Source organism: Bacteroides sp. Ga6A2, from assembly GCF_000702225.1.
Taxonomy (GTDB): domain Bacteria; phylum Bacteroidota; class Bacteroidia; order Bacteroidales; family Bacteroidaceae; genus Ga6A1.
Genome location: NZ_KL370872.1, coordinates 130740 through 156457, shown reverse-complemented (window position 1 = coordinate 156457; position 25718 = coordinate 130740). Strand labels below are relative to the sequence as shown.

General features: G+C 46.5%; 24 protein-coding genes. 16 read left to right on the top strand and 8 right to left on the bottom strand.

Annotation, left to right across the window (positions count from 1 at the left end; translation table 11 throughout):
• Positions 1–282: 282 nt before the first annotated feature.
• Both T538_RS0114575 and T538_RS0114570 read right to left on the bottom strand, forming a co-directional pair.
• Positions 283–1080 carry a hypothetical protein gene (locus T538_RS0114575; RefSeq protein WP_031541485.1) on the bottom strand — a complete coding sequence of 266 codons (798 nt, stop codon included), beginning with the start codon at positions 1078–1080 and terminating at the stop codon, positions 283–285.
• 111 nt (positions 1081–1191) lie between these two features.
• On the bottom strand, positions 1192–1659 hold the full coding sequence (locus T538_RS0114570) for a hypothetical protein (protein WP_031541483.1): 468 nt from the start codon (positions 1657–1659) through the stop codon (positions 1192–1194).
• A 97-nt stretch (positions 1660–1756) separates the two neighbouring features.
• On the opposite strand from T538_RS0114570, the gene T538_RS0114565 reads away from it, so the two are divergent.
• Both T538_RS0114565 and T538_RS0114560 read left to right on the top strand, forming a co-directional pair.
• Positions 1757–2557, top strand: coding sequence for an MBL fold metallo-hydrolase (locus T538_RS0114565; RefSeq protein ID WP_031534914.1), 801 nt, complete (start codon positions 1757–1759; stop codon positions 2555–2557).
• Between the two features lie 18 nt (positions 2558–2575).
• Positions 2576–2932 (top strand): hypothetical protein, encoded by a 357-nt coding sequence (locus T538_RS0114560; protein WP_031534912.1) that lies wholly within the window; start codon positions 2576–2578, stop codon positions 2930–2932.
• A 20-nt stretch (positions 2933–2952) separates the two neighbouring features.
• Here T538_RS0114560 and T538_RS17890 read toward each other — a convergent pair whose 3' ends face one another.
• Positions 2953–3573 carry a hypothetical protein gene (locus T538_RS17890; protein WP_051656151.1) on the bottom strand — a complete coding sequence of 207 codons (621 nt, stop codon included), beginning with the start codon at positions 3571–3573 and terminating at the stop codon, positions 2953–2955.
• A gap of 108 nt (positions 3574–3681) precedes the next feature.
• Between T538_RS17890 and T538_RS0114550 the strand changes: the two genes are divergently transcribed.
• The 5 genes from T538_RS0114550 (at position 3682) to T538_RS0114525 (ending at position 12157) form a co-directional block, all read left to right on the top strand.
• On the top strand, positions 3682–5649 hold the full coding sequence (locus tag T538_RS0114550) for an alpha-L-arabinofuranosidase C-terminal domain-containing protein (protein ID WP_031534908.1): 1968 nt from the start codon (positions 3682–3684) through the stop codon (positions 5647–5649).
• A 98-nt stretch (positions 5650–5747) separates the two neighbouring features.
• A complete protein-coding gene (locus T538_RS0114545) occupies positions 5748–7391 on the top strand; it encodes a DUF2207 family protein (RefSeq protein ID WP_031534906.1) in 1644 nt (547 codons plus the stop codon).
• Between the two features lie 341 nt (positions 7392–7732).
• Positions 7733–9013, top strand: coding sequence for an SEL1-like repeat protein (locus tag T538_RS0114535; protein ID WP_197028326.1), 1281 nt, complete (start codon positions 7733–7735; stop codon positions 9011–9013).
• A gap of 64 nt (positions 9014–9077) precedes the next feature.
• Positions 9078–10625: a tetratricopeptide repeat protein gene (locus tag T538_RS0114530; RefSeq protein ID WP_051656149.1), complete on the top strand. Its 1548-nt coding sequence runs from the start codon at positions 9078–9080 to the stop codon at positions 10623–10625.
• Positions 10626–10861: 236 nt separating this feature from the next.
• Positions 10862–12157, top strand: a complete 1296-nt coding sequence (locus T538_RS0114525) for a tetratricopeptide repeat protein (RefSeq protein ID WP_051656148.1) — start codon at positions 10862–10864, stop codon at positions 12155–12157.
• A gap of 371 nt (positions 12158–12528) precedes the next feature.
• Here the strand turns inward: T538_RS0114525 and T538_RS0114520 are convergent, their stop codons facing one another.
• From T538_RS0114520 to T538_RS0114505, 3 genes are all read right to left on the bottom strand, one after another.
• Complete coding sequence (locus T538_RS0114520) at positions 12529–12732, bottom strand: hypothetical protein (protein WP_031541480.1); 204 nt, start codon at positions 12730–12732, stop codon at positions 12529–12531.
• A 252-nt stretch (positions 12733–12984) separates the two neighbouring features.
• Complete coding sequence (locus T538_RS0114515; protein ID WP_031534893.1) at positions 12985–13191, bottom strand: hypothetical protein; 207 nt, start codon at positions 13189–13191, stop codon at positions 12985–12987.
• Positions 13192–13863: 672 nt separating this feature from the next.
• Positions 13864–14769 carry a putative 2-dehydropantoate 2-reductase gene (locus tag T538_RS0114505; RefSeq protein WP_031534891.1) on the bottom strand — a complete coding sequence of 302 codons (906 nt, stop codon included), beginning with the start codon at positions 14767–14769 and terminating at the stop codon, positions 13864–13866.
• Between the two features lie 229 nt (positions 14770–14998).
• Between T538_RS0114505 and T538_RS0114495 the strand changes: the two genes are divergently transcribed.
• From T538_RS0114495 to T538_RS0114465, 7 genes are all read left to right on the top strand, one after another.
• On the top strand, positions 14999–16591 hold the full coding sequence (locus tag T538_RS0114495; protein ID WP_031541477.1) for a zinc ribbon domain-containing protein: 1593 nt from the start codon (positions 14999–15001) through the stop codon (positions 16589–16591).
• A complete protein-coding gene (locus tag T538_RS0114490) occupies positions 16591–17331 on the top strand; it encodes a glycoside hydrolase family 25 protein (protein ID WP_081835017.1) in 741 nt (246 codons plus the stop codon). The genes T538_RS0114495 and T538_RS0114490 overlap by 1 nt, the downstream gene beginning before the upstream one ends.
• 14 nt (positions 17332–17345) lie before the next feature.
• Positions 17346–18293: an aspartate carbamoyltransferase gene (gene pyrB / locus T538_RS0114485; protein WP_031534883.1), complete on the top strand. Its 948-nt coding sequence runs from the start codon at positions 17346–17348 to the stop codon at positions 18291–18293.
• 22 nt (positions 18294–18315) lie between these two features.
• Positions 18316–18768, top strand: a complete 453-nt coding sequence (gene pyrI / locus T538_RS0114480; RefSeq protein ID WP_031534881.1) for an aspartate carbamoyltransferase regulatory subunit — start codon at positions 18316–18318, stop codon at positions 18766–18768.
• Positions 18768–19337 (top strand): flavin reductase family protein, encoded by a 570-nt coding sequence (locus tag T538_RS0114475; protein WP_031534879.1) that lies wholly within the window; start codon positions 18768–18770, stop codon positions 19335–19337. Before pyrI ends, T538_RS0114475 begins: the two co-directional genes overlap by 1 nt.
• A 124-nt stretch (positions 19338–19461) precedes the next feature.
• On the top strand, positions 19462–20745 hold the full coding sequence (gene glyA / locus T538_RS0114470) for a serine hydroxymethyltransferase (RefSeq protein WP_031534877.1): 1284 nt from the start codon (positions 19462–19464) through the stop codon (positions 20743–20745).
• A gap of 150 nt (positions 20746–20895) precedes the next feature.
• Positions 20896–22029 (top strand): hypothetical protein, encoded by a 1134-nt coding sequence (locus tag T538_RS0114465; RefSeq protein WP_031534875.1) that lies wholly within the window; start codon positions 20896–20898, stop codon positions 22027–22029.
• 399 nt (positions 22030–22428) lie between these two features.
• Here the strand turns inward: T538_RS0114465 and T538_RS0114460 are convergent, their stop codons facing one another.
• Positions 22429–22773 carry a hypothetical protein gene (locus T538_RS0114460; protein WP_031534874.1) on the bottom strand — a complete coding sequence of 115 codons (345 nt, stop codon included), beginning with the start codon at positions 22771–22773 and terminating at the stop codon, positions 22429–22431.
• Positions 22774–22815: 42 nt separating this feature from the next.
• Between T538_RS0114460 and T538_RS0114455 the strand changes: the two genes are divergently transcribed.
• The gene (locus T538_RS0114455) at positions 22816–23292 is read left to right on the top strand and encodes a hypothetical protein (protein WP_031541474.1); all 477 of its coding nucleotides are present in this window, start codon (positions 22816–22818) and stop codon (positions 23290–23292) included.
• A 34-nt stretch (positions 23293–23326) separates the two neighbouring features.
• Here T538_RS0114455 and T538_RS0114450 read toward each other — a convergent pair whose 3' ends face one another.
• On the bottom strand, positions 23327–24952 hold the full coding sequence (locus T538_RS0114450) for an ABC-F family ATP-binding cassette domain-containing protein (RefSeq protein WP_031534869.1): 1626 nt from the start codon (positions 24950–24952) through the stop codon (positions 23327–23329).
• A 167-nt stretch (positions 24953–25119) separates the two neighbouring features.
• Here T538_RS0114450 and T538_RS0114445 point away from each other — a divergent pair, with 167 nt between their 5' ends.
• Positions 25120–25716, top strand: a complete 597-nt coding sequence (locus T538_RS0114445; RefSeq protein WP_031534867.1) for a nucleotide exchange factor GrpE — start codon at positions 25120–25122, stop codon at positions 25714–25716.
• Positions 25717–25718: the final 2 nt, after the last annotated feature.

Genomic DNA, 25718 nt, shown 5'->3' with positions numbered 1-25718 from the left:
TTCAGACATATCCAAGCCGATTAGTTTTACAAACCACAAATGCAGAAAGCGTCGCCCCACCGTTCAGACGAATTTGCCGTTCGTATGTTCTGCCGAATTTGTCGCTCGACCTATGGTCGCTTGCTACCGAAGGGACGCAAGAATTCCCACCGCTGAAAAAAATCCGTAACGCACAAATACTGCATCCTTACATAACCTCTTGTCGCTGAGCGACAATGCGAGTTACAAACTCGCGTATTTTGAGGCTCACAACTTACTGAATTGAACAAAATCTCCCCTTCTTTAACAGCATCCTCCAGACCTTACTTTTTCAAATAATAACTCTTGTTCATGAATTAAAGCATTATATTTACTTTTCATTTCTCTTTTGCCAAACCTTTGAATTGACTCTAACAGTTCCTTACATTTACATATTCTTTCTACAACTCCGTCTATTTTATTATTACAAAGAAAAAAATCATTTTCTTTCAACAACAAGTCTATTTGCTGAATTGCCTGAATATTTGAATAAATAATTTTCAACGTATATAAATCCTTCTGCAAATTAGGAGAAGACAACAAACGTTCCTTTTCTTGTTCTGGCAAAACTATTAGTTTCTTTATTGAAGATAAAAGTTTATACATCGCATCAACTCGTCCCTTTAACATTGTCAATTTTTCTCCTCTACAAAACTGCCGATTGGACAATTCATCAATATCAAAATCACAAATATCCAACAATTCTTCTGCTTCATGAATTATTCCAAAGAACAAAAGCTCTCGAACTTTAACCAATCGCTGAGATAAAGAATCACATAAGCTTTTAACCTCTTTATGTTCTCTTTTGTATGCCGAAAACCGTTCAACATGTAAATGGTCTCGTTGATCAAGTTTTTTCCCAACTATTTTAGAAGAATTACTAGTAACATGATACCCACCACATATTTCACAATAATAGCTTCTAATAGGAGTCTTGCCTTTTTCTTCCAATATTTCTTGGCTATTAAAACGTATAAAATTATCCGCTTTTGATTGAGATTCAAAAAGCATCTTATATTTTCCCGCTCCACTACAAAAAAAGATGTTTCTTTTGGGCTTCATTTTTATTTTAAGTCTTACGAATTACTAAAAAATATACATTAAATCTCATTTGGGAAACTTGGCATACGAGTATCCACTTCGTTTTCCATTCCACAGGAAAAATTGTCAATTTCACCTCAACTGGTCGAGAAAGTTTTCAAGGTCTACCTTCCATTTGTTGTTCGACTTTACAACCTGAAGTGTTATGTTGCGGCTTGTAAGTCTGCCGTCGACACCTATCGAGTCCCAGTTAAGGAAGTTGCTTACGCGACATCTCACCTCAGCCGCATCAGCCGTTTTATTTACCTTCAGACTCTGTATTGCCACGCTTGCGCCCTCCTTGTCCTGCGCCACAGTTGCCAAATCGTCTTGCGACACGTTCGACGCTATAAACTTAATTACGTTTTTTGAGCGCGGAGTGCAATACTCAACCGCCGCACGATAGCGCATGTTAAAAAACGAGTCTGCAAATGTCTGCGCGCATGCCCTGATGGAATCGTTCCGGGCCTCTATCTCTTTATCTTCCTTAGACTTACACGACGAAAGGCACATGCATCCCATCAGCAAAACCGTTACAAACGAATATATAATCTTGTGCATCTTGATTTTAAATTTGTTATGCAAAGTTAAACAAAAATATAACAAATGTTTGCCATTTCGTATTTTTATATTTATTTTTGCTCAAATTTTTGTCCTTATGTTGAAATTCAAGAGTTTCGGAAGCGGCAGCAGCGGTAACTGTTACTATCTGAGCAACGGCGAAGATGCCCTTTTGATTGATGCAGGAGTGGGCATAAGAGCCCTGAAAAGATACTTCAAAGAGGCACAGCTAAAATTCGACAACGTGCGCGGTGTTCTGATTACACACGACCATGCCGACCATATAAAGGCTGTTGCACATCTTGCCAACGACTATCGCATCCCCGTATATACAACCACTAAGATACACGAAGGCATACGCAAAAGTTATTGCGTTACCGAAAAGATTGAAGCTGAATACGTTAAGCTGCTCGAAAAGGAGCAGGAAACGGAGATTGGATGCTTTAGCGTGTGCTCGTTCGAAGTGCCGCACGACGGAACCGACAACGTGGGCTACCGCATCAGAACCGAAGGCAAGACCTTCTGCGTACTAACCGACATAGGGCATATAACCCCTACCGCCGAGCAGATGATAAAAGATGCCAACTACCTCGTGCTCGAATCGAACTACGACAACAGCATGCTCGAGATGGGACCTTATCCGGCATACCTGAAGGAGCGCATAGGCGGAGAGAACGGCCATCTATGCAACACCGATGCAGCCAAGGCTCTGGCCGAAAACTATCACGAAGGGCTGTCGCACGTCTGGCTCTGCCACCTTAGCGAGGAGAACAACCACCCTACCATCGTAGAGAAGTGCATCGGCGCACACCTGTACGAGATTGGGCTCATCGTCGGAAAAGACATCAGCATCGAGGTTCTTAGACGCAAAGTGCCTTCGGATATGTACGAACTTTAATCACACACAAAAACAGAAATGAGAAGAATTGCCGCGTGCAAACTGTTCATTGCCGGCAAGAACGAGCCTCTGGGCAGGCATATCGTTGAGATTGCAGGCGAGGAAGGACGGATGGTTAACCACTTTCCGCTGGGCGAGGAACTGCCCATGACTGAGTGGCTGGGCGGCGTTCTGCTGGCATCGCCCTGCTGCGAGTGCCACATCACTCATCCGCAAAGTATAGACGAGGTGATGGATGCCCTCGACATGACCAACGGCGACGCGCGATGCCACTACGTCTGGCATCTGTCGAAAATAAACAGCGAGACGCTGGAAATTCTGCCCGACTGCATATTCCAACGTCTCGATGATGAAGAAGATGATGACATCTTCTGATAAATAATTCTTTCTGAAACTTAATCCTGAACAGGACGTACGCTCATAGCCACATTCATAGCGAAATAACTCTTGTAGTTTACGCCCGACTTAAAGTACATAATCTCCGAATTACCCTTAGCCGTGCAGGTTGAGGCTCTGTAATATCCTTCCTTACCGAATCCCTTCTCGGTTGTCTCGCCCTGCTTGCAGCCTGCTGCCGGCAAGAATATGCTGTTTCCGTTAGGACCTGTAACCTTATAGCCAGCAACGCTGTTTATGGTTGTCCATGTCCATAAACATTTCTTAGAACACAGCTCCTCAACCTCACGAGCGGTTGGCATTCTCCACTTGCCGCCCCATCTTGTAGCAGCCACGTCCTTGCCAATCTTGCCGGTAATGCTGTCGGAAGAGGTGTTCAGACCACTTACATCCTTGTCACCCTTAATGTCAGACCACATGAAGTAGCCTCCGTGCTCCTCGGGCGATGCCGCGCCAACGTTATGGTCGGCCCACTTAACGCTCAAGCCAAGGTCTACCGCGTTACCTACCACAACTTCTGCTTCGTTTCCACTTGCGCCGGCTGACTTACTGCCAGAGCCGCCACAGCTTGACATAACGGCAACGGCTGCCGCAAGCAAGCACATAGTAATTTTTCTCATACTAATTTAGATTTTTTACTTTATTTATACATTTGTAAACATAAGTCTGATGCAAAATGCATATATTTGCATTCGACTTTGCAAATATAGTAAAAATTAGTAATATCAATGAAATCACTATTGACAACTTTGGCTTTTGCCACAGCTATCAGCGCATCGGCGCAGAATAATATTACCGTTAATGCCCAAAAACTGGGCGCGCCGATTCCGAAGACTATGTACGGAATCTTCTTCGAGGACATCAACTTTGCTGCCGACGGTGGTCTGTATGCCGAGTTGGTAAAGAACCGCTCGTTCGAATTCCCAAACCATCTACAAGGCTGGACGGCATTCGGAAAGTTCGAGGTACGAAACGATAATCCGGCATACGACCGCAACCCTAACTATGTGCGCCTTATTCCGGTGGGACACCGCCACAAGCGCACAGGTTTGGAGAACAGCGGATTCTTCGGCATCGGTTTGAAAAAGGGCGAGGAATACCGCATCACGTTCACGGCTCGACGTACCGACGACAAGGACGCGACCATTCGCATCCAACTTATCGACCCAAGCAACATGGGCGAGGTTCAGTTTATTCAGGAGAAAGAGGCTAAGATTGCCATCGACTCAAAGGAGTGGAAGAAGTACACGGCTATAATCAAGAGCAAGGCTACGATAGACAAGGCTCACCTGCGCGTGCTTCATGCCGGAGCATCGGCGGTGGATATAGACCATATCTCGCTCTTCCCTGTAGACACTTGGAAGGGGCACGAGAACGGTATGCGAAAAGACCTTGCTCAGGCTCTTGCCGACCTCAAGCCGGGCGTTTTCCGCTTTCCGGGCGGATGTATAGTCGAGGGAACGGAAGAGGGCGACCGCTACAACTGGAAGAACAGCGTGGGCGCGGTTGAGAACCGTCCGCTAAACCTGAACCGCTGGCAATACACCTTCGAGCATCGCTTCTACCCCGACTATTACCAGAGTTACGGACTGGGCTTCTACGAATACTTCCTTCTGAGCGAGGAGATTGGCGCAGAGCCTCTGCCTATCCTTAGTTGCGGACTGGTGTGCCAGTATCAGAACAACGACAAGGTTCACACTCCGGTTGAGGAACTGAAGCCTTACATTCAGGATGCGCTCGACCTCATAGAGTTTGCCAACGGAGCAACAACCACAACGTGGGGAAAACTTCGCGCCGAAATGGGACACCCAGAGCCTTTCAACCTGAAATACATCGGTATTGGCAACGAGCAATGGGGCGACATCTACCCTGCTCACCTAAAGCCGTTTATCGACGCTCTGCGCAAGGCTCATCCCGAGGTTAAGATAGTAGGCTCGTCTGGTCCTGATTCTGAAGGAAAGAAGTTCGACTATCTGTGGCCAGAGATGAAGAAACTGAAGGCTGACTTGGTTGACGAGCATTTCTATCGCCCAGCCGACTGGTTCCTGAAATCGGGCAACCGCTACGACAACTACGACCGCAAAGGTCCTAAGGTCTTTGCAGGCGAATATGCGTGCCACATCAAGGGCAAGAAGTACAACCAATTCTACGCATCGCTACTCGAGGCTGCCTTCATGACTGGTCTTGAGCGCAACGCCGACGTGGTTGAGATGGCTACATACGCTCCGCTGTTTGCACACGTCGAGGGCTGGCAATGGCGTCCGGACCTTATCTGGTTCGACAATCTGCGCAGTTTCCGCTCTTGCAGTTATCTTGTTCAGCAACTTTACAGCCACTACAAGGGCAGCAACGTTGTTAGTCTGACTATGGACAACAAGCCTGTGGCAGGAAACGAGGGTCAGAACGGTCTGTTTGCAAGCGCGGTATTCGACAAGGCTTCATCGAGCTACATCGTGAAGGTTGCAAACACAAGCAAAGAACCTCAGCCTCTGAAGGTTAACTTCAAGTTAAAGAGCAAGAAGCAGAAGCTTGCAGGCGCACACGTCATCACGCTCCAGAGCGACAATCTCGAGGCTGAGAACACGCTCGACGAGCCAAACAAAATCTCTACAAAAGAGAGCAACATGACGATAAGCGGCAACTGTCTCGACACGACAATCGCGCCAGAGACATTCGCAGTCTACATCGTAAAATAATTTTTTATAAGGATTCAGTAAACGGCGTAATAATCTCTTATTATGCCGTTTACTTCTATTTTGCTAAACTTAAAATCTAATCATTCTAAAAAATGCCTTTGCGTATTCTTTTTCTCTACATTTTCCTGTTTGCATCAGCCTTCGCTACGGCCGCTCCGCAACTGCACAAGCTCGACATACGCGTGGTGCTGAGGCATAACGGCGACGCGCTCATTACCGAACGACGCGACATGACGATAGACGACTACGGAACAGAATGTTACATCGGTTTGGGATACATGTCGCCAAGCACGGTGCGCGACCTTCGCGTTACCGATGAGAACGGGCAGGAATACACCAACGTGGGCGAATGGGACGTTAACCGCAGCCGCGAATGGAAAACCGGCAAATGCGGCATCGTTGCCAAATCGGGCGGATACGAGTTGTGCTGGGGTCTGGGTGCGTCGGGCGAACGCACCTACATAACCGAATATGTCGTTACGGGGCTCGTGCGTGCCCACCCCGATGCCGATGCCATACGCCATGTGTTCATGGACACATCGGTCAGCCCCAAGCCCGAAAAGGCTACGTTAACCATCGAGTCAGAAGACTCCGTAATGTTTACAACCGAAAACAGCGGCGCGTGGGGATTCCGCTTTGCTGGCGACATGGTCTTCAGCGAGGGAAAGATAGTGGCAACCAACACCTATGCCTTCGGACAGGAAGGCGGACTGTACATAATGGTGCGCTTCGACAAGGGAATATTCGAGCCGACTATTAAAGATAACGACACCTTCGAGCACAAGAAAGAGCAAGCCTTCGAGGGCAGCGACTATGCCGAAGACTTTTCCGAATGGACAATCGAGGACTGGCTTGGCGTTATCTTCGTAATCATAATCTTTACTTACGGAATAATTGAGATGCTTTGGGGCGGCATCAGTATATGGCTGGCGCGACGCAAGGCTTTCAAGAATCTGATGTGGTATCGCGACATTCCGCTCGGAGGCGACCTTCAGGAAGCCAACAATATCCTCAACGCCTACCGCTACTCCCGAAATAACTACAACAACCTGCTCTCGGCCTGCATCCTAAGGCTCATAAGCATGGGAAGCATAGCCATTGAGCAACGAAGAAACAACGTAGGCAAGAAGATTCCAAAGTTCGTAATACGTCCTTTGCAGAATGCCGACGAAACGCCTCTGCTTCTGCGCAAGGTTCACGAGATATTCCGAAAAGCCGCCGGAAACGATACTGTTCTCGAACCAATAGAACTGCGCGAATATACCGAATCTAAATACAACGCCGGCATCATGGAATCGTTTGCCGGACTGCTACATTCGTCAAGCCCTACGGTATCAAAATACAAAGACCGCCAGACCGAGGTGCGTCAGGTTTTCGGACTGAAGAAATTCCTGAAGGAATTCTCTCTGCTCAACGAGCGCGGCATAAACGAGGTGGCTTTGTGGAAGGAATACATGGTTTACGCCACGCTCTTCGGAATTGCCGATAAGGTAATAGATGAAATGCGCAAGATAAATCCCGAATACTTCAACATGGATGCGATAGCAAATCAGATGGCTGACAAAATTACCATCTCGGCAATCCACTCCACCTTCAGTTCGGGAGCAGCACGCGCGGCAGCCCGAAAGGCATCACGCGAGGCTGCCGCCAGAGCACGCTCGTCGGGCCACGGCGGACATACGTCGAGACGAGGCGGCGGAGGCGGATTCTCCGGTCGCCATGGCGGTGGCGGCGTAAGATAAGCGGCATCATCAGCATAACCATAACGGCTGTCCCATCGCGAATGAGGCAGCCGTTATTCTTTTGGTTCGCACCAGCCCCCAAAAAAATCAAATGAATCTCTTTTCTTTTGCAAAATCAAAGAAAATCCTTTGCTTTTTCAGAAGAGTTTAGCCATAATAATGCCCAACAGCCCATTCCACACCCACAAGAATTTGGCGGTTTATATTATTCTTCTGTTCAAAAACACACAAATCATCTTGTACCATCTGACTTATTTTTATATTTTTGCCAGACAAATTTTAAATTACTTATGGAAAATAATACAAATAAAGAAACTAACGCAGAAACATCAAAACTTCTAATGTTAGGATTTGCCTATTACACAGGCATAGACAGCATGCCTAAAGACTATCATAAAGCAGTAGAATATTTTACAAAGGCTGCCGAACTGGGAGATTTTGAGGCACAATACAATTTAGGCGTTTGCTACGACTATGGACGCGGCGTTGCACAAGACCGCAAAAAAGCTGCAGACTTGTATCAGAAAGCCGCAGATAAAGGTCACTCAATTGCGCAGTTCAATTTGGCCTCGTTGTACGAATCTGGCGATGGCGTTCCACAAGATTTCGTAAAGGCTACTGAGTACTATAAAGCCTCGGCAGAACAAGACAACGATTGTGCCCAGTTTAAATTAGCAAATTGCTATTACGAAGGAAAAGGCATAGCTCAAGACTTCGGGAAGGCTATCGAGTGGTACACAAAAGCAGCAGCACACGGCAACAACGAAGCACAATACAATTTAGCTATATGCCACGCCAATGGCAATGGCGTACCAAAAGACTATCAGCAAGCCCTAAAATGGTACATAGAATCGGCAGAACATGGTAATGCCGAAGCACAGAACAAGATAGGCTCATGCTATAAACTCGGACAATACTTAGAACAAGACACAAAGAAAGCTGTTGAGTTATACACCAAGGCTGCCGAACAAGGACACATTAGCGCCATGGAAAACTTAGGCGACTGCTATTACGAAGGAGAAGGTGTAACACAAGATTTCGCCAAAGCTGCAGAATATTATACCCTACCAGCCGAACAGGGAAACGCCAACGCCCAACTGAAACTTGCCAATTGCTACCTCTTTGCAACAGGCACAAGTCAGAATCGGAAAGAAGCCGCAGAATGGTTCAGAAAGGCAGCCGAACAAGGCAACGATGAAGCTCAATTCCGTTTGGGAGTATGCTACGAGAATGGCGCAGGCGTACCAACAGATTACGAGAAAGCCGTAGAATGGTACACCAAAGCTGCGGAGCAAGGACATGCAAGAGCACAAAACAGCTTAGGTGCATGCTACGTCAACTACGATAATGTAAGCAATCCGCAGAAAGCCCTCGAATGGTTTACAAAATCGGCAGAACAAGGAGATGACGAAGCCCAGTTCAATCTTGGCCTATGTTATTGTAAAGGATACGGCACACCAATAGAGCCAAAGAAAGGCATGGAACTAATATGCATGTCTGCCGAACAAGGAAATGAAAAAGCAATAACGCTTGCAAAAAAGCTATTAGAAGGCTACGAGAGAAAACAAAAATCCATAGGTCAAAGAATCATGGGATTCATTCTGTCGCCATTCAGAAAATAATACTTTTTGCCTTTCAAAAAAATCGACTCGAAAAAACATTTCTCTATAAACACATATTTCACTTATGGACAATAACGAAACAGCCCAAAAACTATTCCTCTCTGGGGTGCAGTATTATAACGGCAATGGCACAGAACAAGACTTCGGGAAAGCCTTCGACCTTTTCAGCCAAGCAGCCGAGATGGGACATGCCGACGCGCAGTTCTTTCTTGCCCTGTGCTATCACAACGGACAAGGCGTTGAACCCGACAACACAAAAGCCATCGAACTGCTTACAAAAGCAGCACAACAAGGACAAAGCGATGCACAGTTCTACTTGGGCATAAGCTACGAATTTGGCAAGGACGTTGAACAAGATTTCAAGAAAGCTGCCGAATGGTACTCAAAGGCTTCTTTGTTGGAAAACGAACGCGCCCAGTTCCGCTTGGGCATCTTATATTTCAACGGTCGCGGCGTTGAGAAGAGCGAAGTCAAGGCTGCCGAATATTACAGAAAGGCAGCAGAGAACGGCGATGTTGCCGGACAATACTATACTGGTCTGTGCTATCACAACGGAAACGGCGTAGAGCAAGACTTTGCCAAGGCTATAGAATGGCTTACCAAGGCTGCAACCCAAGGAGAAGCCAACGCACAATACAACCTCGCCCTCTGCTACCTTAAAGGCGACGGCGTAGAAGAAGATGCCAACAAAGCAGTCGAGTGGCTTGAAAAGTCAGCACAACAAGGAAACCCAAATGCAAAATCTGCGTTGGAAGAGATTCGCAACAACAGCGAAATCTATCACCTTAGAGGAGGCAACAACTTTGCTGAAAAAGCCAAGGAGAACGAAGGCCTTCAGCAAGCACAAAAGCTTTGTCTTTTAGGCATGACATTAGCTCAGGCATACCACAACGGCGAAAAGGGCGAAGATGACCACAAGCAAGCCATAGAGTGGATTAAGCAAGCAGCCGAGATGGGACATGCCGAAGCTCAATTCTGCATATCAAAATGCTACGCCTCGGGCGAGGTGGTAGAGAAAGACATGCAGAAATCCATCGAGATGCTTACAAAAGCGGCAGAGCAAGGACACGACGAGGCTCAATATTTCTTAGGTTTGTTCTACGACGCTGGCAACGGAGTAGAGAAAGACGAAAAGAAAGCATTTGAGTGGCACAAAAAATCGGCAGAACAAGGATTTGCCGACGCACAATACGTATTGGGAGCATGCTACCACGACGGCAACGGCACAGAGCGCGACTCAGCAAAAGCGATAGAATGGTTTAACAAAGCCGCAGAGCAGGAAAATGCCGACGCACAATACGCTCTTGGCTGTATGTATTATAGCGGCGACGGCGTTGACCGCAACTTAGAAGAAGCATTCAAATTGTTCAAGAAAGCTTCCGAGCAGGGACACCCCGAAGCCAAAAAGCAAGTTTGTAATATGCTGGTCGACCTTGATTTCGACATTACAAAAGTCTACCCGCAAAAATCTGCCAAGCCAACCAAGCCTACCGCATCTGCAGCAAATAACGAGGTTAGCAGACAAGCCGTCGCTAACAATCATCAGAATACAGAATCAGGAAAAGGCTTCTTCGGAAGTATCATCTCAGCTATCAAGAATATATTCAGATAACTTACTCCAAACGTGCTGCCCTACTCCAAGCAGGCAGCACGTTTTTCGTTCAAAAAAGCAAGGCGAAAGGTTGTGTTATATTTAATTTTTTTGTTCTTTTGTATCATAGAATAAAACTCCATCAGAGAAAAATGACAAAATCGCAGCATCACGTCTGCACGTCATGATTCAAAAAAAGACATTCAATTTAAATTGGAGAAGCATATAACATCAATATCATCAACATTTTATCACTTATGGAAAATAACGACAAAGCCACATATCTTTATCAGCTCGGAGCAAGATACTACTGTGGCGACGACAATACCGAACGCGACCTTGACAAAGCCATAGAATACTTGCAGAAGGCAGCCGACATGGGGCACGACAACGCGCAAAACCTATTGGGCATCTGCTTCGAGACGGGCGAAGGCGTTGAACAAAACCACGAAAAGGCAATTGAACTATACACCAAGGCATCCAAGCAAGGAAACGAATACGCACCATACAATCTTGCACGCTATTACGAAAAAGGCGAAGGCATTGAACAAGACTACGAGAAGGCCGTAGAACTATACACCGAAGCTGCACGCCGAGGGTACTCAAAAGCTCAACTGTGCTTAGGCACTCTCTATTATTACGCAAACTATGGCGTTGAGCAAGACTATGGCAAAGCGGCAGAATGGTACAAAAAGGCTGCAGAGCAAGGCGATGACGAGGCACAATTCAATATCGGCTACTGCTACGAAAACGGCACAGGCGTTGAGCAAGACTACGAGAAGGCTGTAGAATGGTACGTCAAGGCTTCGGAGCACGACAATACCAATGCACTATACAGACTGGCAGCATGCTACCAAAACGGCACAGGCTTAAAGCAGAACCTACAGAATGCCTTCGAGCTGTTAAAGATAGCTGCCGAACTGGGCAATGCCGACTCACAAACAAAATTGGGCGCATTTTACGAAAATGGCATGGGCGTTAAGAAAGACATCAGTCTGGCAATAGAATGGTACAACAAGGCTGCCGAACAGAACAACGCTAATGGCCAGTACATGCTGGCATTACACTACGACTTCGGAATTGGCATAAACAAGGACAAGAAGAAAGCCATAGAACTATACACATTGTCTGCCAAGCAAGGCTATGCCGACGCACAATATTACCTTGCCCTGTCATATCACAACGGCGACGGCGTAAAAAAGAATTACGCAAAGTCCATAGACTGGTGCACCAAGGCTGCCGAGCAAAACCATGCCGAGGCTCTTTATCACTTGGGCTACTGCTACCACAAAGGCATAGGCGTAAGACAATTCTACAGAAAGGCGGTCGAGCTGTATACCCTATCCGCCGAGCAAGGCTTCGACCTTGCACAGCTGCAACTTGGCAGATGCTACTTCTTTGGCGTTGGCATAAACAAAGATAAGGCAAAAGCAAGAGAATGGTACGCCAAAGCAGCCGAGCAAGGCAACAAAGATGCCCAATATGCCCTCGACTCGCTCAACGGAAAAAGCAATTACTTCTCATGGATAAGAAACTTGTTCAGATTTCGATAAGCCCATATCTTAACAAGAACAAGGCAGTTGTTCGTTTGCAAGAGCATACCAAGATATCATACCCCTCAAAAAAACGAACTGTAACTGTAACGTTGTAACGCCGCAAACATTTTCATTCTGCCGCCAATATCGAAAAGGCGCGCTTAACATCTCTTCTCCCCAAAAAGAGACATGTTCAGATTTCGATAAACCCATATCTTAACAAGAACAAGGCAGTTGTTCGTTTGCAAGAGCATACCAAGATATCATACCCTTCAAAAAAACGAACTGTAACTGTAACGTTGTAACGCTACCCTATTCAATCCTCTCAGCCACAAGAAGATAGAAGATTGCAACGCCCCAATCAACAATCATTACCTAACAAAATTTCGCTAAGAACCTTTGCTATGTTGGCGGCCTGCATCGGGTCTTTCCGTCGGTAGAACCACCATATCTCTTGCGTTCCTTCTCAGCTTCGGTTTCTCTACATCTGCCTTTTCGGCAGCCTTCTTCTGGTATTCAGCGTTTGCTGCATCAAGCTTGCGCTTCTTCTCCACATATTCCTTGGCTTTTTCAAGCGAATGGAAAATGCACATAGGCACACCCTTGTCCCACAATTCGCCTTTCGCTACAAACCCACTAAAGCCTATAGTCTTTGCCTTCTTTGCTTTTTCTTACCCTTTTCTTTCTCGTTCTCAGAAACGTTCGTATCTTTGCCCTCAGAAGACAAGTCTTGCGTACGGCTGGAAAGGCCACCAGCCTCTTCCGAATTACCAGAAGGCAGTATGAGGATGCGGCCGCCCTCACGTTCGGCTTGTCTTTTTATTCGTTCTTACGAATAGTAACTTTTAAATTTTGTCGCCATTCTCAAAGTCAACACCGCCATTATTTCGCTTTCCTTGCGCTCCCCGGTGCTGCTTGTTTACAGCATCGCGCTGCTCTGCTTCGTTCGCAGTTTCGTTTGCAGCCTCCTGCTCCTCTGCTTGCGGTATTAGCCTGTTCCGCCTCACTACGAGCTGTGTTCGGCTCGGCTTGTGCTTCTTTTTCTGTTGCATCGGTGCTTTCTTCTGCCGTTGGCTCGTTCTCCTTCTCCTCACTTTACATAGTGTTTTCAAAACCTTAAAAGCCTACCCAGCCTTCAAAAAAAACATAGCCACATGCAGCAAACACCCTAATAACCACCACATTATCAAAAGCCATGTAGCATTCAGAGTTACACTCTTTCCTCTCCTGACACCTAACAAAACCCAAGCAAAAACGACTGCATTTTTAGGCATCCCAAACGGCAATTATCAGCAAACAACCAATACACATACTGCCAGTCATAAAGCATCTGGGGCTATTCTCAGGCACATTTTAGCACACTTCAATACTGCCTAAATCCAACCTCTTCGGCATAGCCAAACTAAACACAAGCCTTGTAAAGAATATTATTAAGGCAATTTATCTTACAATCAATCAAGCACTTAGCAATAATAAACGTTACAGTTACAGTGGTTACAGTTAGTTTTAAGGGGGGTATAACTCTACTCTAAATTTACTATAAATCTACTATCAATATATAACTATTTATATTTTATAATATATATTATATATAATATATATTATAATTATTATATATATACTAATTAAAGACTATATTCTAAAAAAATATCATACCTCGCAAAAAAGAACTGTAACAACTGTAACTGTAACCTTTTTCTCTAAAAGGCAATCCCACTCAAGCATCACCTTGCATCGCAGAACCTAAGCTGCTGCTCCAGCATCTGCAACTTCGTCATTTCGTAGCCAGCCTTGCGGGCCTCCTCAATCGGACGGGTGTAGAGATAATACACCTCCATCGGACGGCCAAAATCGTAGTCGAGCTTCATCGACGGCGAGTAAGGCGTCATGTCGAGAGTGTTCTGTATCATCTTGTCGGCAAAGTCCTCGCCAATATTCTTCACTCCGCAGGCCTGTGCTGCACGCACAACCTCCATCATCAGGTCCTTTACAAGACATCGGGTAGATGGGTTGGCAAGCAAACGATCGGTCTGCGTGTTCATCACCACCGTCAATCCGTTGAAAGGCATGTTCCATACCGCCTTCTTCCATCGTGCCTCGTTATACTCAACCTCGGTAGCCTTCACGCCAGCCTCGTTAAAGTCGGCAACAACCCTCTGCACAAGCGCGGCATCGCGGCACGAGTAGTTGCCAATGTTTATGTAGCCATAGCACTGGTGGTTAACCCTTGCCGGCTCGGTCTTTGCCGAGCAGATGAAAGCCAGTCCGGCGGCAAGCTGCACATCCGGGAACATCTTCTGCACATCGGCCTCCACGCCTATGCCGTTCTCAATAAGCACCACCAGCGTATTGTCATGCAGAAGCGGAGGCAGCAAGTCGGCAAGCAGACTGTTGTTTACCGATTTCAGACACACCAGCACCACATCGCTCTTTGGCATCTTGTCTGCCGAATCGTAGGCATTTACGTTATCAAGATGAAAACTGCCGTCGCACGAGTCAACCTGCAATCCGCCTGCAACAACATCGTCGTAGTCGCGATGGAACAAGAAATGCACATCCTTTCCGGCCTTGGCGAGTTTTGCGCCGTAATACGCCCCTATCGCCCCGCTGCCAATAATTGAATATATCATAGCCTCAAACTTTTTTTAGATTTTTTAACAATGCCGCAAAAATAATACTTTTTTGCACGCATCCCGAACAAATCCCGAACAAATTCCGAGCAAAAAAAATACCATTTGCCAAAATCCGGCGCAGCAACCCCATTCCAAAGCAATTTTACGAAAAAATAAACAGCACATAATTTTGATTTGTCTTTTGTTTGCATTATATTTGCATAGTTAAACAAACTTCATACCAACAATGTCGATGATTAAATGCCCCGAGTGTGGACACGATGTCTCTACCCACGCTCCAAGCTGTCCGAATTGCGGATGCCGGATAGAACACAACTTAGAGTTATGTTCGTTTTGTGGTTCGTATAACATAAAGCAATACAAGACATGTATTAAGTGCGGACGAAGCCTTAACGGCGATGATGACAAGGTGATTACGTTTAATGCGCCCGAAACAGGCGTTGCCGAAAAGACTGCCGACAACAAGCAGGAAGAAAACGACAACCGAAAGATTCAGGCGGCAATAGCGGCGCAGAAGGTGGCTGAGGAAGAAGAGGCAGCAGCACTTCAGGCAGCAGCCGTGGCAAACCAGATGACCGAGACGGCTCTGGCAGAAGAGGCTACCGAAAAAGATGCCGAAGAATCAGCCGCTACCGAAAACACAGCCTGCAATAACGATTTCAGCAGCAAAGAGATATCATTCTCTACCGAAAGCAATGCTGCAACCCAAGAGACACAAGCCGAGACACCTTCGCAACAACCTGCCGAAGAGCCTTCGGAAACAGTAACCGACGATGAAAAACCAGCCGATACTCCTTCGGCAGAGACAGAAGATACAACTCCTACAAACACCGTCGCACCCGAAACAGCCGCATCGCCACAACCAGCAGACAAGGCACAGCCTGCCGCCCACCCTGAACAGAAGCCTGAAGAAAAGGCAGAAGAAACAGAAAAACCAAAGAAGAAGAGCCACGCCGTGGCATGGATTTGCGTATCATCGCTAATCATCGCAGGCATCGTGGGATTCAAGGTCTACTCAAACTACACGGCGGCAAAGCACGAGGAGGAAATATACTCTCAGGTTATAAAGAATCCTTGCGAGGCAAACATAAAGCAATATCTCGACGAGTTCCCTAACGGAGCACACCGCAACAAGATTTACGAGATGAACCAGAAACTCATAAAGAGCAAGAAGGACTGGCAGAAAATTGCCGAGTCAAGTTCGGCCGAGGACTTCATGCAGTTCATCGACACCCATCCGCACGACGACCTCGTGCCAAGCGCACAGGCAAAAATCGACTCTCTGGCATGGATGAAGGCATCGCTCAACGATACCGAGGACGAATACCTGCGCTATCTGAGCACTCCTGCCAAGTACATCGGCAAGCAGAAGCATCGCGAAGAGGCTGAGAGCGCACTCAACAACATAAACAAGAAGAAGGTCGAGACAGCCGACCGCAGCAAGGTTCGGAGCATCTTCCGCAAGTTCTTCGATGCCATCTGCAACAAAGACGAGGCAACCCTCAAATCTACCGTAGCCGCGCCTGTAAAGAGTTTCCTCAACAAGCCCGACGCTACCGAGAACGACGTGGTTACATTCATGCGCAAGGTAAACACATCAGATGTAAGCAAACTGTCATACGACATGAACGGCTTCATCATCACAAAACAGTTTGTCGAGGGCAAGGAAGAATGTGGCTACTACACCAACTTCACGCTCACGCAGAAGAAAGAGAGCAGCGACCGCAACAAATCGGGCGAGAAGAAGTTTACGGTCATAGCCCGAATAGACACAAACGGAAAAATTACAGAGTTTAACATGAAGAAAGTGGAGCAGTAATGACTCTGAGAAAACCACTATACGCACTACTGGCGGCTGCCGTCTTAACCATGACGGCATGCGGCAACGACAACAAGCAAGTGCCGGCTTCGGCTACACACAACATGAACAACGGCATCGACCTGTCGCACTATCAGGGTGTCATCGACTGGGACGAACTTGCCAACGACCTCGACATCGGCTTCGTTTACATCAAGGCGAGCGAGGGAACGGACATCCGCGACGAGATGTACCACTACAACATGATGAACGCACATCGCGTGGGATTCATCACGGGCAGTTATCACTACTTCATACCAACGGTATCGCCCGTGCTCCAGTTCCGCAACTTCCGCTCTATGGTTGCGCCGAGCGACATCGACATAGTCCCTATCGTAGACGTCGAGACGCGCAACAACCTAAAGCCGCAGGAATTCAGAGACAGCCTACAGATATTCATGGACTCGCTCGAGGTGGCATACGGCAGAAAGCCTATAATTTACACTCTCTGGGCATTCTACCACGACTGCATACAAGGGCATTTCCCAAACTACAAACTGATGATAGCGCGCTATTGCGACCAGATGCCGGTACTAAAAGATACCGCCGACTATCTGATATGGCAACATAAGAGCGACGGCAGCAAAATGGGAATAAAGGGCAACGTAGACCTCAATGTCGTAACGCCTAACCACTCCATCAAGGAGATAATGTTCGACAGGGCTTTGAAAAAATTAGAATCAACAGAAAACAAAAAATAACAATAACACAAGTGATGGAAAATAGAAGTTTGGTAACCATTGCGAACCATACAAGAGAAAAGATTATGTATCTGCTCAACATGGCGCACGAGTTTGAAATGCACCCCAACCGCGAACTGCTCAAAGGCAAGGTGGTGGCAACTTTGTTCTTCGAACCTTCAACACGCACACGTCTCAGTTTCGAGACTGCCGCCAACCGTCTGGGCGCAAAGGTAATTGGCTTTGCCGACCCTAAAATCACAAGCGGAACAAAGGGCGAGACTCTGAAAGATACCATCATGATGGTGAGCAACTATGCCGATGTAATATGCATGAGACACTATCTTGAGGGAGCAGCCAGATACGCAAGCGAGGTTGCACCGGTGCCAATCATCAACGCAGGCGACGGAGCAAACCAGCACCCTTCACAAACCATGCTCGACCTCTACACTATTTACGACACGCAGAAGACTCTCGACAACCTTAACATCTACATGGTTGGCGACCTCAAATACGGACGCACGGTACACTCGCTTCTGATGGCTATGCGACACTTCAACCCTACCTTCCACTTCATCGCGCCAAACGAACTACGTATGCCCGACGAATACAAGGAATACTGCAACGCACACGGCATAAAGTACATAGAGCATCAGGACTTTAACGAAGACACTATTGCCGATGCCGACATCCTGTACATGACGCGAGTTCAGAAAGAACGCTTCAGCGACCTCATGGAATACGAACGCGTAAAAGATGCCTACATCCTCAAGGCCGATATGCTCGGAAAGGCCCGACCTAACATGAAGATTCTGCATCCGCTTCCTCGCGTAAACGAGATTGCGCAGGATGTAGACACAACGCCTCACGCATACTACTTCCAGCAGGCACGCAACGGCTTGTTTGCACGCGAGGCGCTCATCTGCGACGCGCTGGGCATAACCCTCGACGACGTAAAGAACGACAAGACAATTATCGGATAACCCTTTTAAAACATTCAGCAAAATGAAGAAAGAATTAGAAGTGGCTGCCATCGAAAACGGAACAGTCATCGACCACATACCTTCCGAAAAACTATTTACCATCGTGAGCCTTCTGGGGCTTGACAAGATGGAGAACGCCGTTACAATAGGCTTCAACCTTGCCAGCAAGAAAATGGGCAAGAAGAGCCTCATTAAGGTTGCAGGCAAGTTCTTTACCGATGAGGAGATAAACCGCCTCTCGCTCGTTGCGCCTAACGTGGTCCTGAACATCATCAAGAACTACGAGGTTACCGAGAAGAAGACGGCTTCGATGCCCGAGGAAATCCACAACATCATAAAGTGCGGAAACCCTAAGTGCATAACAAACAACGAGCCTATGCCAACCGTATTCAACGTGATAGACAAGGCTCACGGAATACTCAAGTGCAAGTATTGCGAAAAGGCTTTCGACCTGCGCAGCATCAAACTTAAATAATGAAGCAGGACTGGAAGCCGGGAACACTCATATACCCTTTGCCGGCATTACTAATAACCTGCGGAAGCACTCCCGACGAGTACAACGCCATAACCATTGCTTGGGCTGGAACTATATGTACCAACCCGGCAATGTGCTATATATCGGTACGCCCCGAACGGCATTCCTACCCCATCATCAAAAAGAACATGGAGTTCGTTATAAACCTCACAACCGAGGACATGGCAAGGGCTACCGACTGGTGCGGAGTACGCTCGGGCAAGAACTACGACAAGTTCAGGGAGATGGGGCTCACACTTGGCAAGAGCAAGGTTGTACGCGCCCCGTACATCGAGGAGTCGCCACTTTGCATAGAATGCAAGGTAAAGGAGATAATCCGCCTCGGCTCGCACGATATGTTCATAGCCGACGTGGTTAACATCAAGGCCGACGAGAAGTACATGGATGCCGCCCAGCATTGGGACTTGGCGCTGAGCAATCCGCTCGTCTACCTTCACGGAGGCTACTACAAACTTGGCGAGAAAATAGGCAAATTTGGGTGGAGCGTCCAGAAAAACAAAAGGAAATAGCGGCGGTTTTGCAAATATATGTAAGATAAAAACATATTTTACTTTAAATATGTTGGCGAAACCACAAATTATGACTAATTTTGTACGCGAATTTTAGAAATTACAACTAATTATAAAACAACAAATGAAAAGAGACGAAGTCATTTTCGACATCATCGCGAGAGAAAAGCAGCGTCAGCTTAAAGGTATTGAGCTGATTGCTTCTGAGAACTTTGTTAGCGACCAAGTTATGGAAGCCATGGGTTCTGTTCTTACAAACAAGTATGCAGAAGGTTATCCGGGCAAGCGTTACTACGGAGGTTGTCAGGTTGTAGACGAGAGCGAGACTCTCGCTATTGAACGAGTAAAGAAACTGTTCGGTGCTGAATATGCCAACGTACAGCCACACTCTGGCGCACAGGCTAACGCAGCCGTACTGCTTACCGTTCTTAAACCGGGCAACACATTCATGGGTCTTAACCTCGACCACGGTGGCCACCTTTCTCACGGTTCTGCCGTAAATACTTCTGGTATCCTATACAACGCCATCGGCTACGACCTTAACAAGGAGACTGGTCGCGTTGACTACGACAACATGGAGAAGCTCGCTAAGGAGCACAAGCCAAAGCTCATCATCGGCGGTGGCTCTGCTTACAGCCGCGAGTGGGACTACAAGCGTATGCGCGCTATTGCCGACGAGGTTGGCGCACTTCTTATGATTGACATGGCTCACCCAGCCGGTCTTATCGCAGCTGGCTTGCTCGACAACCCTGTCAAGTACGCTCACATCGTAACATCTACTACTCACAAGACTCTTCGCGGTCCTCGTGGCGGTATCATCCTTCTTGGCAAGGACTTCGAGAACCCTTGGGGCTTGAAGACTCCAAAGGGCGAGGTTAAGATGATGAGCCAACTCCTTAACTCAGCCGTATTCCCGGGACAGCAGGGCGGTCCGCTTGAACACGTTATCGCAGCCAAGGCTGTTGCCTTCGGCGAGGCTCTCGACCCATCGTTCAAGGTTTATCAGGAGCAGGTAAAGAAGAACGCTTCTGTTCTTGCTAACGCTCTTATGGAGAGAGGCTTCAACATCGTATCTGGCGGTACTGACAACCACTCTATGCTCGTAGACCTTCGTTCTAAGTACCCAGATTTGACTGGTAAGGTTGCAGAGAAGGCTCTTGTTGCTGCCGACATTACAGCAAACAAGAACATGGTTCCATTCGACAGCCGTTCTGCATTCCAGACTTCAGGTATCCGTCTCGGAACTCCTGCCATCACAACCCGTGGTGCTAAGGAAGATCTTATGGTCGAGATTGCAAACATGATTGAGACTGTCCTCAACGCTCCAGAAGACGAGGCTGTAATCGCAAAGGTTCGTGCTCAGGTAAACGAGATTATGACTGGCTATCCAAAGTTGTTCGCTTGGTAATAAAACAAACAGAATAACATAAACGAGAGGGACGATTTATTGAAGAATCGCCCCTCTTTTCGTTACAAAAGTTAATATTTATTAAATTTATTACCTATTTTCGATTTTACCTACACAATATATTATCTTTGCAACAAAAACAGTCGAAAAATGAAAAAATCACTTAAAACGCTATCTTTTATTCCTTCACTTTTGAAGGCTAAGTGTATGCTTTTGTTGGTTATGTTGTTCACCTTTTCGTTTGCCTACGGACAGACGGATGAGAAAACGCAAAAGGCAAGTGTCTTGCGTAAGGAAGGTATGACTCTTCATGACCAAGGCAGTTACCTTATTTACGGGCGCACTTTAGCTGACGAAGGTGAATATTATAAAGCAATAGCATGCTTCGGAATAAACGCCCTATTGGTTGGCGAAAAGGTTGGAACTCTTGAAGCTGCATTGAAAGAATGGGAAAATAAGAACATCACTCCTAATTCTGGGCCATTATCCACCCTTTCCCTGAACAAAGTTAAGGAGGTGCTAAAGTCTGAGCCTTCTAAGTATGGTAAGTTATACGACATATTTACTACCGTAATTCCTGCTTTATGCCGTGATACCCTTGGCACTCCTGTCCCATTCTCGTATGCTTACGACCTGACAGATGATGGTATCATGCCATTCTTCTCAGAGTTGAAGCGTCAGAAACTATTGGAATGTTTCTTCCATGTGGCTATGAAAAATGCCAAGGTGCAGTATAAATCTAATGCTGAATGGCTTACAGCCCATAAGGGTGAGGAGGAACGCTTGTGGAATACTATCGGTAAACTTGAGGTGTTCAAGAAAGATTTGAAATATGGATATGTCCCTGACCCTGTGGAGTTCAAGACTGCAGAGGCTGCACATCAACATAATATTGACGCTATGGCTGCTTGCAAGTTCTTTATGACACATACATTAGACTCAAAAGGTATGCCTAATGTAAAGAAATATATCGTTACATGGTCTGCGGCTTCACCTGATGTGAATATAACAATAGGAAAGCAGACTATGGATTTGACCATGACTAATGCCGATTATCTTTTAGCTTATATAGCAGGCTGTTCATTCTACGCATTGGCTTCACATCAAAAAGGATGGAATATCGACACTTTTTCAAGCGGAATAACCGAAGTGGTAAAATTGTATGCAGCAAACAAAGATATCCTCGGCAAAAACAAGAATCTTGACAAACTGTTGAAGCTATACCAAAGTGAAGGCGATGGCTATAAGAAATTCATAGAAGAGAGTTTCAAGAAAGAGAAATAAATAGTTTATTATTTAAATCTATTGTTGTCCGATAAAACCATAGCCTCGCTAACATAAGCAAAAGACTATCAACCACATATAAAGGCGAGGGCGACTTTCAGCAAGTTGCCTCGCTTCTTTTTCCTGTCTACAATTTACAAAACAAGGATTAAGAAAATCATCACAAACACAAAAGAGTTACAGTTACAGTTGTTACAGTTAAAAAATGAAGGGTATAATATTAACATTCTTACTATCGCTTGCAGTCTGCTCGCAAAGCCTCTCGGCAAAAGACAAGATTACCAAAGGCACAACCATATTTTCGCAAGGCATAGACAGGGTCGTGTCACATAATTACCAATATCAGAAAAGGCTCGAGCCAAAGGTGGGTGTACTCGTGTACGGCAGTCTGTGCGCCTGCTATGCGTGGGTCAAGATAAATCTTGCCGTCCTTAACAAAGCCGTATGCCTCGCCGTCTGCTGTACGGAGAATGTCTTTGCGTTATTTTTTGTTAAATTATCATAGTGTTTTGTAAGTTCATCAAGATTATTTAGTACCTTTGCACCATCAGCAGTTGAAACGACAGTCAGTGGAGCGTCAGAGGTTTCTGAGAGCGTGGCGGTTTCAGCTGCTCTTTTTTGTGCCTTACTCATAGTAGCATTTTCCCCATTCACTATATCAAGCACACGCAGTCCCTCCTGTTCATCAGCAACAATCTCTATACCTGCACCGCGCATAATATCCACAACGGCATCACGCAACATTGCGTCACGCTCCGACACGCCTTCAGCCGTGCCTTCTGCCTTGTGGAACAGTGCTACAGCTCCGCTTTCCTCGTCTATACGCTCGAGCTATCGGCAAAAGCGGCAAACCACGAGCCGTTTATGATGTTTGGCATCGGAAAAGACTTTATAGTTGTGGCAAAGTCAAAAGAAGGCTACACGCTACACACGTTTGTGCCTTCTGCCGACTCTATAGGCGCATACACGCATACCGAAGAAACGCTTGCCGACCCAAGATGCGACGAGGTTTTCAATACGCCAATCGTGTTCAACCACAAGCAGGTGCAGAACTGCAAATGCCAAGAGCATTACGATTCAAACGATATGTACTTCTACATATCAAATACTCATGGCGAAATGTACGGCATCTGCTTTCCTATAGGCTACACCAACAACGGCAAAGACAAGCACGCCCATTTTATGCTCGACGACAAGATTTTCGGCTTTGCCCTCGGACTATGGCTTGGCAAAACGAACACAAAAAAAGCGCAAGACCAATAGGAATTGCGCTTTATATTGATACCCGAATAATCGGTTAGTTTTCTGTATCGCCGTACATCTTGGCACGAAGCTCCTTGATGTGGTCGTCGGTAATGTAGTCATCGTAATCCATCATCTTGTCGATGATACCGTTTGGAGTAAGCTCGATGATACGGTTTGCAACAGTCTGGATAAACTCGTGGTCGTGGCTCGAGAACAGCACGTTACCCTTATACAACTTCAGGTTGTTGTTAAATGCCTGAATACTCTCAAGGTCGAGGTGGTTGGTTGGAGTATCAAGAATCAGACAGTTGGCATTCTTCAACTGCATACGGGCAATCATACAACGCATCTTCTCACCTCCCGAAAGCACGTTAACCTCTTTCAGAATCTCCTCGCCGCTGAACAACATTCTGCCAAGGAATCCCTTCATGGTAACCTCGTTGCCCTCGCCATACTGGCTAAGCCAGTCAACAAGGTTTAGAGTTGAGTTGAAGTATTTTGTATTATCTACAGGAAGATATGCGGTTGTTATCGTAACGCCCCAGTTGAATGAACCTGCAGCAGCCTTCTCCTCTCCGTTGATAATCTGGAACAACGAAGTCATAGCCTTCGGATTGCGGCTCAGGAACACAATCTTATCGTTCTTCTCAACTTGGAAGTTAACGTTGTCGAACAATACTGTTCCGTCCTCTGTAACCGACTTCAAGCCGCTAACCTCAAGAATCTGGTTGCCCGGCTCGCGGTCCATCTGGAAGATGATGCCCGGATACTTACGGCTCGACGGCTTAATCTCCTCAACATTAAGTTTCTCGAGCATCTTCTTACGGCTTGTTGTCTGCTTGCTCTTTGCAACGTTGGCAGAGAATCGGCGGATAAACTCCTCAAGTTCCTTCTTCTTCTCCTCGGCCTTTGCCTTGGCATTCTGAGCCTGACGCAGAGCCAACTGAGAACTCTCGTACCAGAAGCTGTAGTTACCGGCAAACAGGTTAACCTTTCCGAAGTCGATATCAAGTGTGTGGGTACAAACGCTGTCGAGGAAGTGACGGTCGTGGCTCACAACAAGCACGGTATGCTCAAAGTTTGCCAGATACTCCTCAAGCCATACAACAGTCTCAAGGTCGAGGTCGTTGGTAGGCTCGTCGAGCAGCAGGTTATCAGGATTTCCAAACAAAGCCTGAGCAAGCATCACGCGCACCTTCTCCTTACCGCTAAGTTCCTTCATGTACTTATAGTGAAGTGCCTCCTTGATGCCAAGACCGCTAAGAAGTTGGGCTGCATCGCTCTCGGCATTGTATCCGTCGAGTTCGGCAAACTTCTCTTCAAGTTCGGCAACCTTTATTCCGTCCTCGTCGCTGAAATCCTCCTTCATGTAAAGGGCATTCTTCTCCTGCATAATCTGCCAGAGCACGGTATGTCCCATAAGCACGGTATCAAGAACCGTAAACTCATCAAACTTAAAGTGGTCCTGACTCAATACAGACAGACGCTCGCCCGGGCCCAGAGTAACTGTTCCCTTGTTAGGCTCAAGTTCGCCCGATATTGCCTTCAAAAGTGTAGATTTTCCTGCGCCGTTGGCACCGATAACACCATAGATATTACCATTTGTAAACTTAACATTAACATCTTTATACAGAACGCGCTTGCCAAACTGAATGGCCAAATTTGAAATAGTTATCATCTATAAACCTTAATATTATAATATTATGTTTGCAAAGATAGCATTTTTTTTACATAATTTGTCAAATCGGCAAAAAATAAGTATTTTTGCAGAAAATTTTGTCATAAAATCCACTTTGGCAAAGTGTTTGCAGAGTGCAATTCAAAACGAAAATAACAAAACAATATATGGAATCTAACGAAAACGTAAAGGTAGAAGAGGAAGTAAAGGATACTCCCCTAACCGAAGAGACCAACAATGAAGTAAACAACCCAGAATCGGCTGCCGAGGAGCAGACCGAGGAGAAGGTTCTTACAGAAGAGGAAAAACTTCAGGCTGAACTTGCGGCAGCAAAGGCCGAGATTGACGAGCTGAAGAACCAGATGCTATACAAGCAGGCTGAGTTCGAGAACTTCCGCAAGCGCACACTCAAGGAGAAGGCTGAACTCATCGATACAGCCGGCGGCAGAGTGCTGAAAAACTTCCTTCCGGTAATGGACGACATGGAGCGCGCCATGGCTAACATGGAGAAGGCAGAGGACGTGGCAGCCGTTAAAGAGGGCGTGGCACTTATCATCGACAAGTTCGTGAAGGCTCTCGCAAGCGAAGGCGTGGCAAAAATGGAGGTCGTAGGAAAGGACTTCGACGCCGACCTGCACGAGGCCGTAGCCATGGTTCCGGGTATGGGAGAAGACAACAAAAACAAGGTTATAGACTGCGTACAGACTGGATACATGATTAAGGACAAGGTTCTGCGTCACGCCAAAGTAGCCGTAGGTCAGTAATT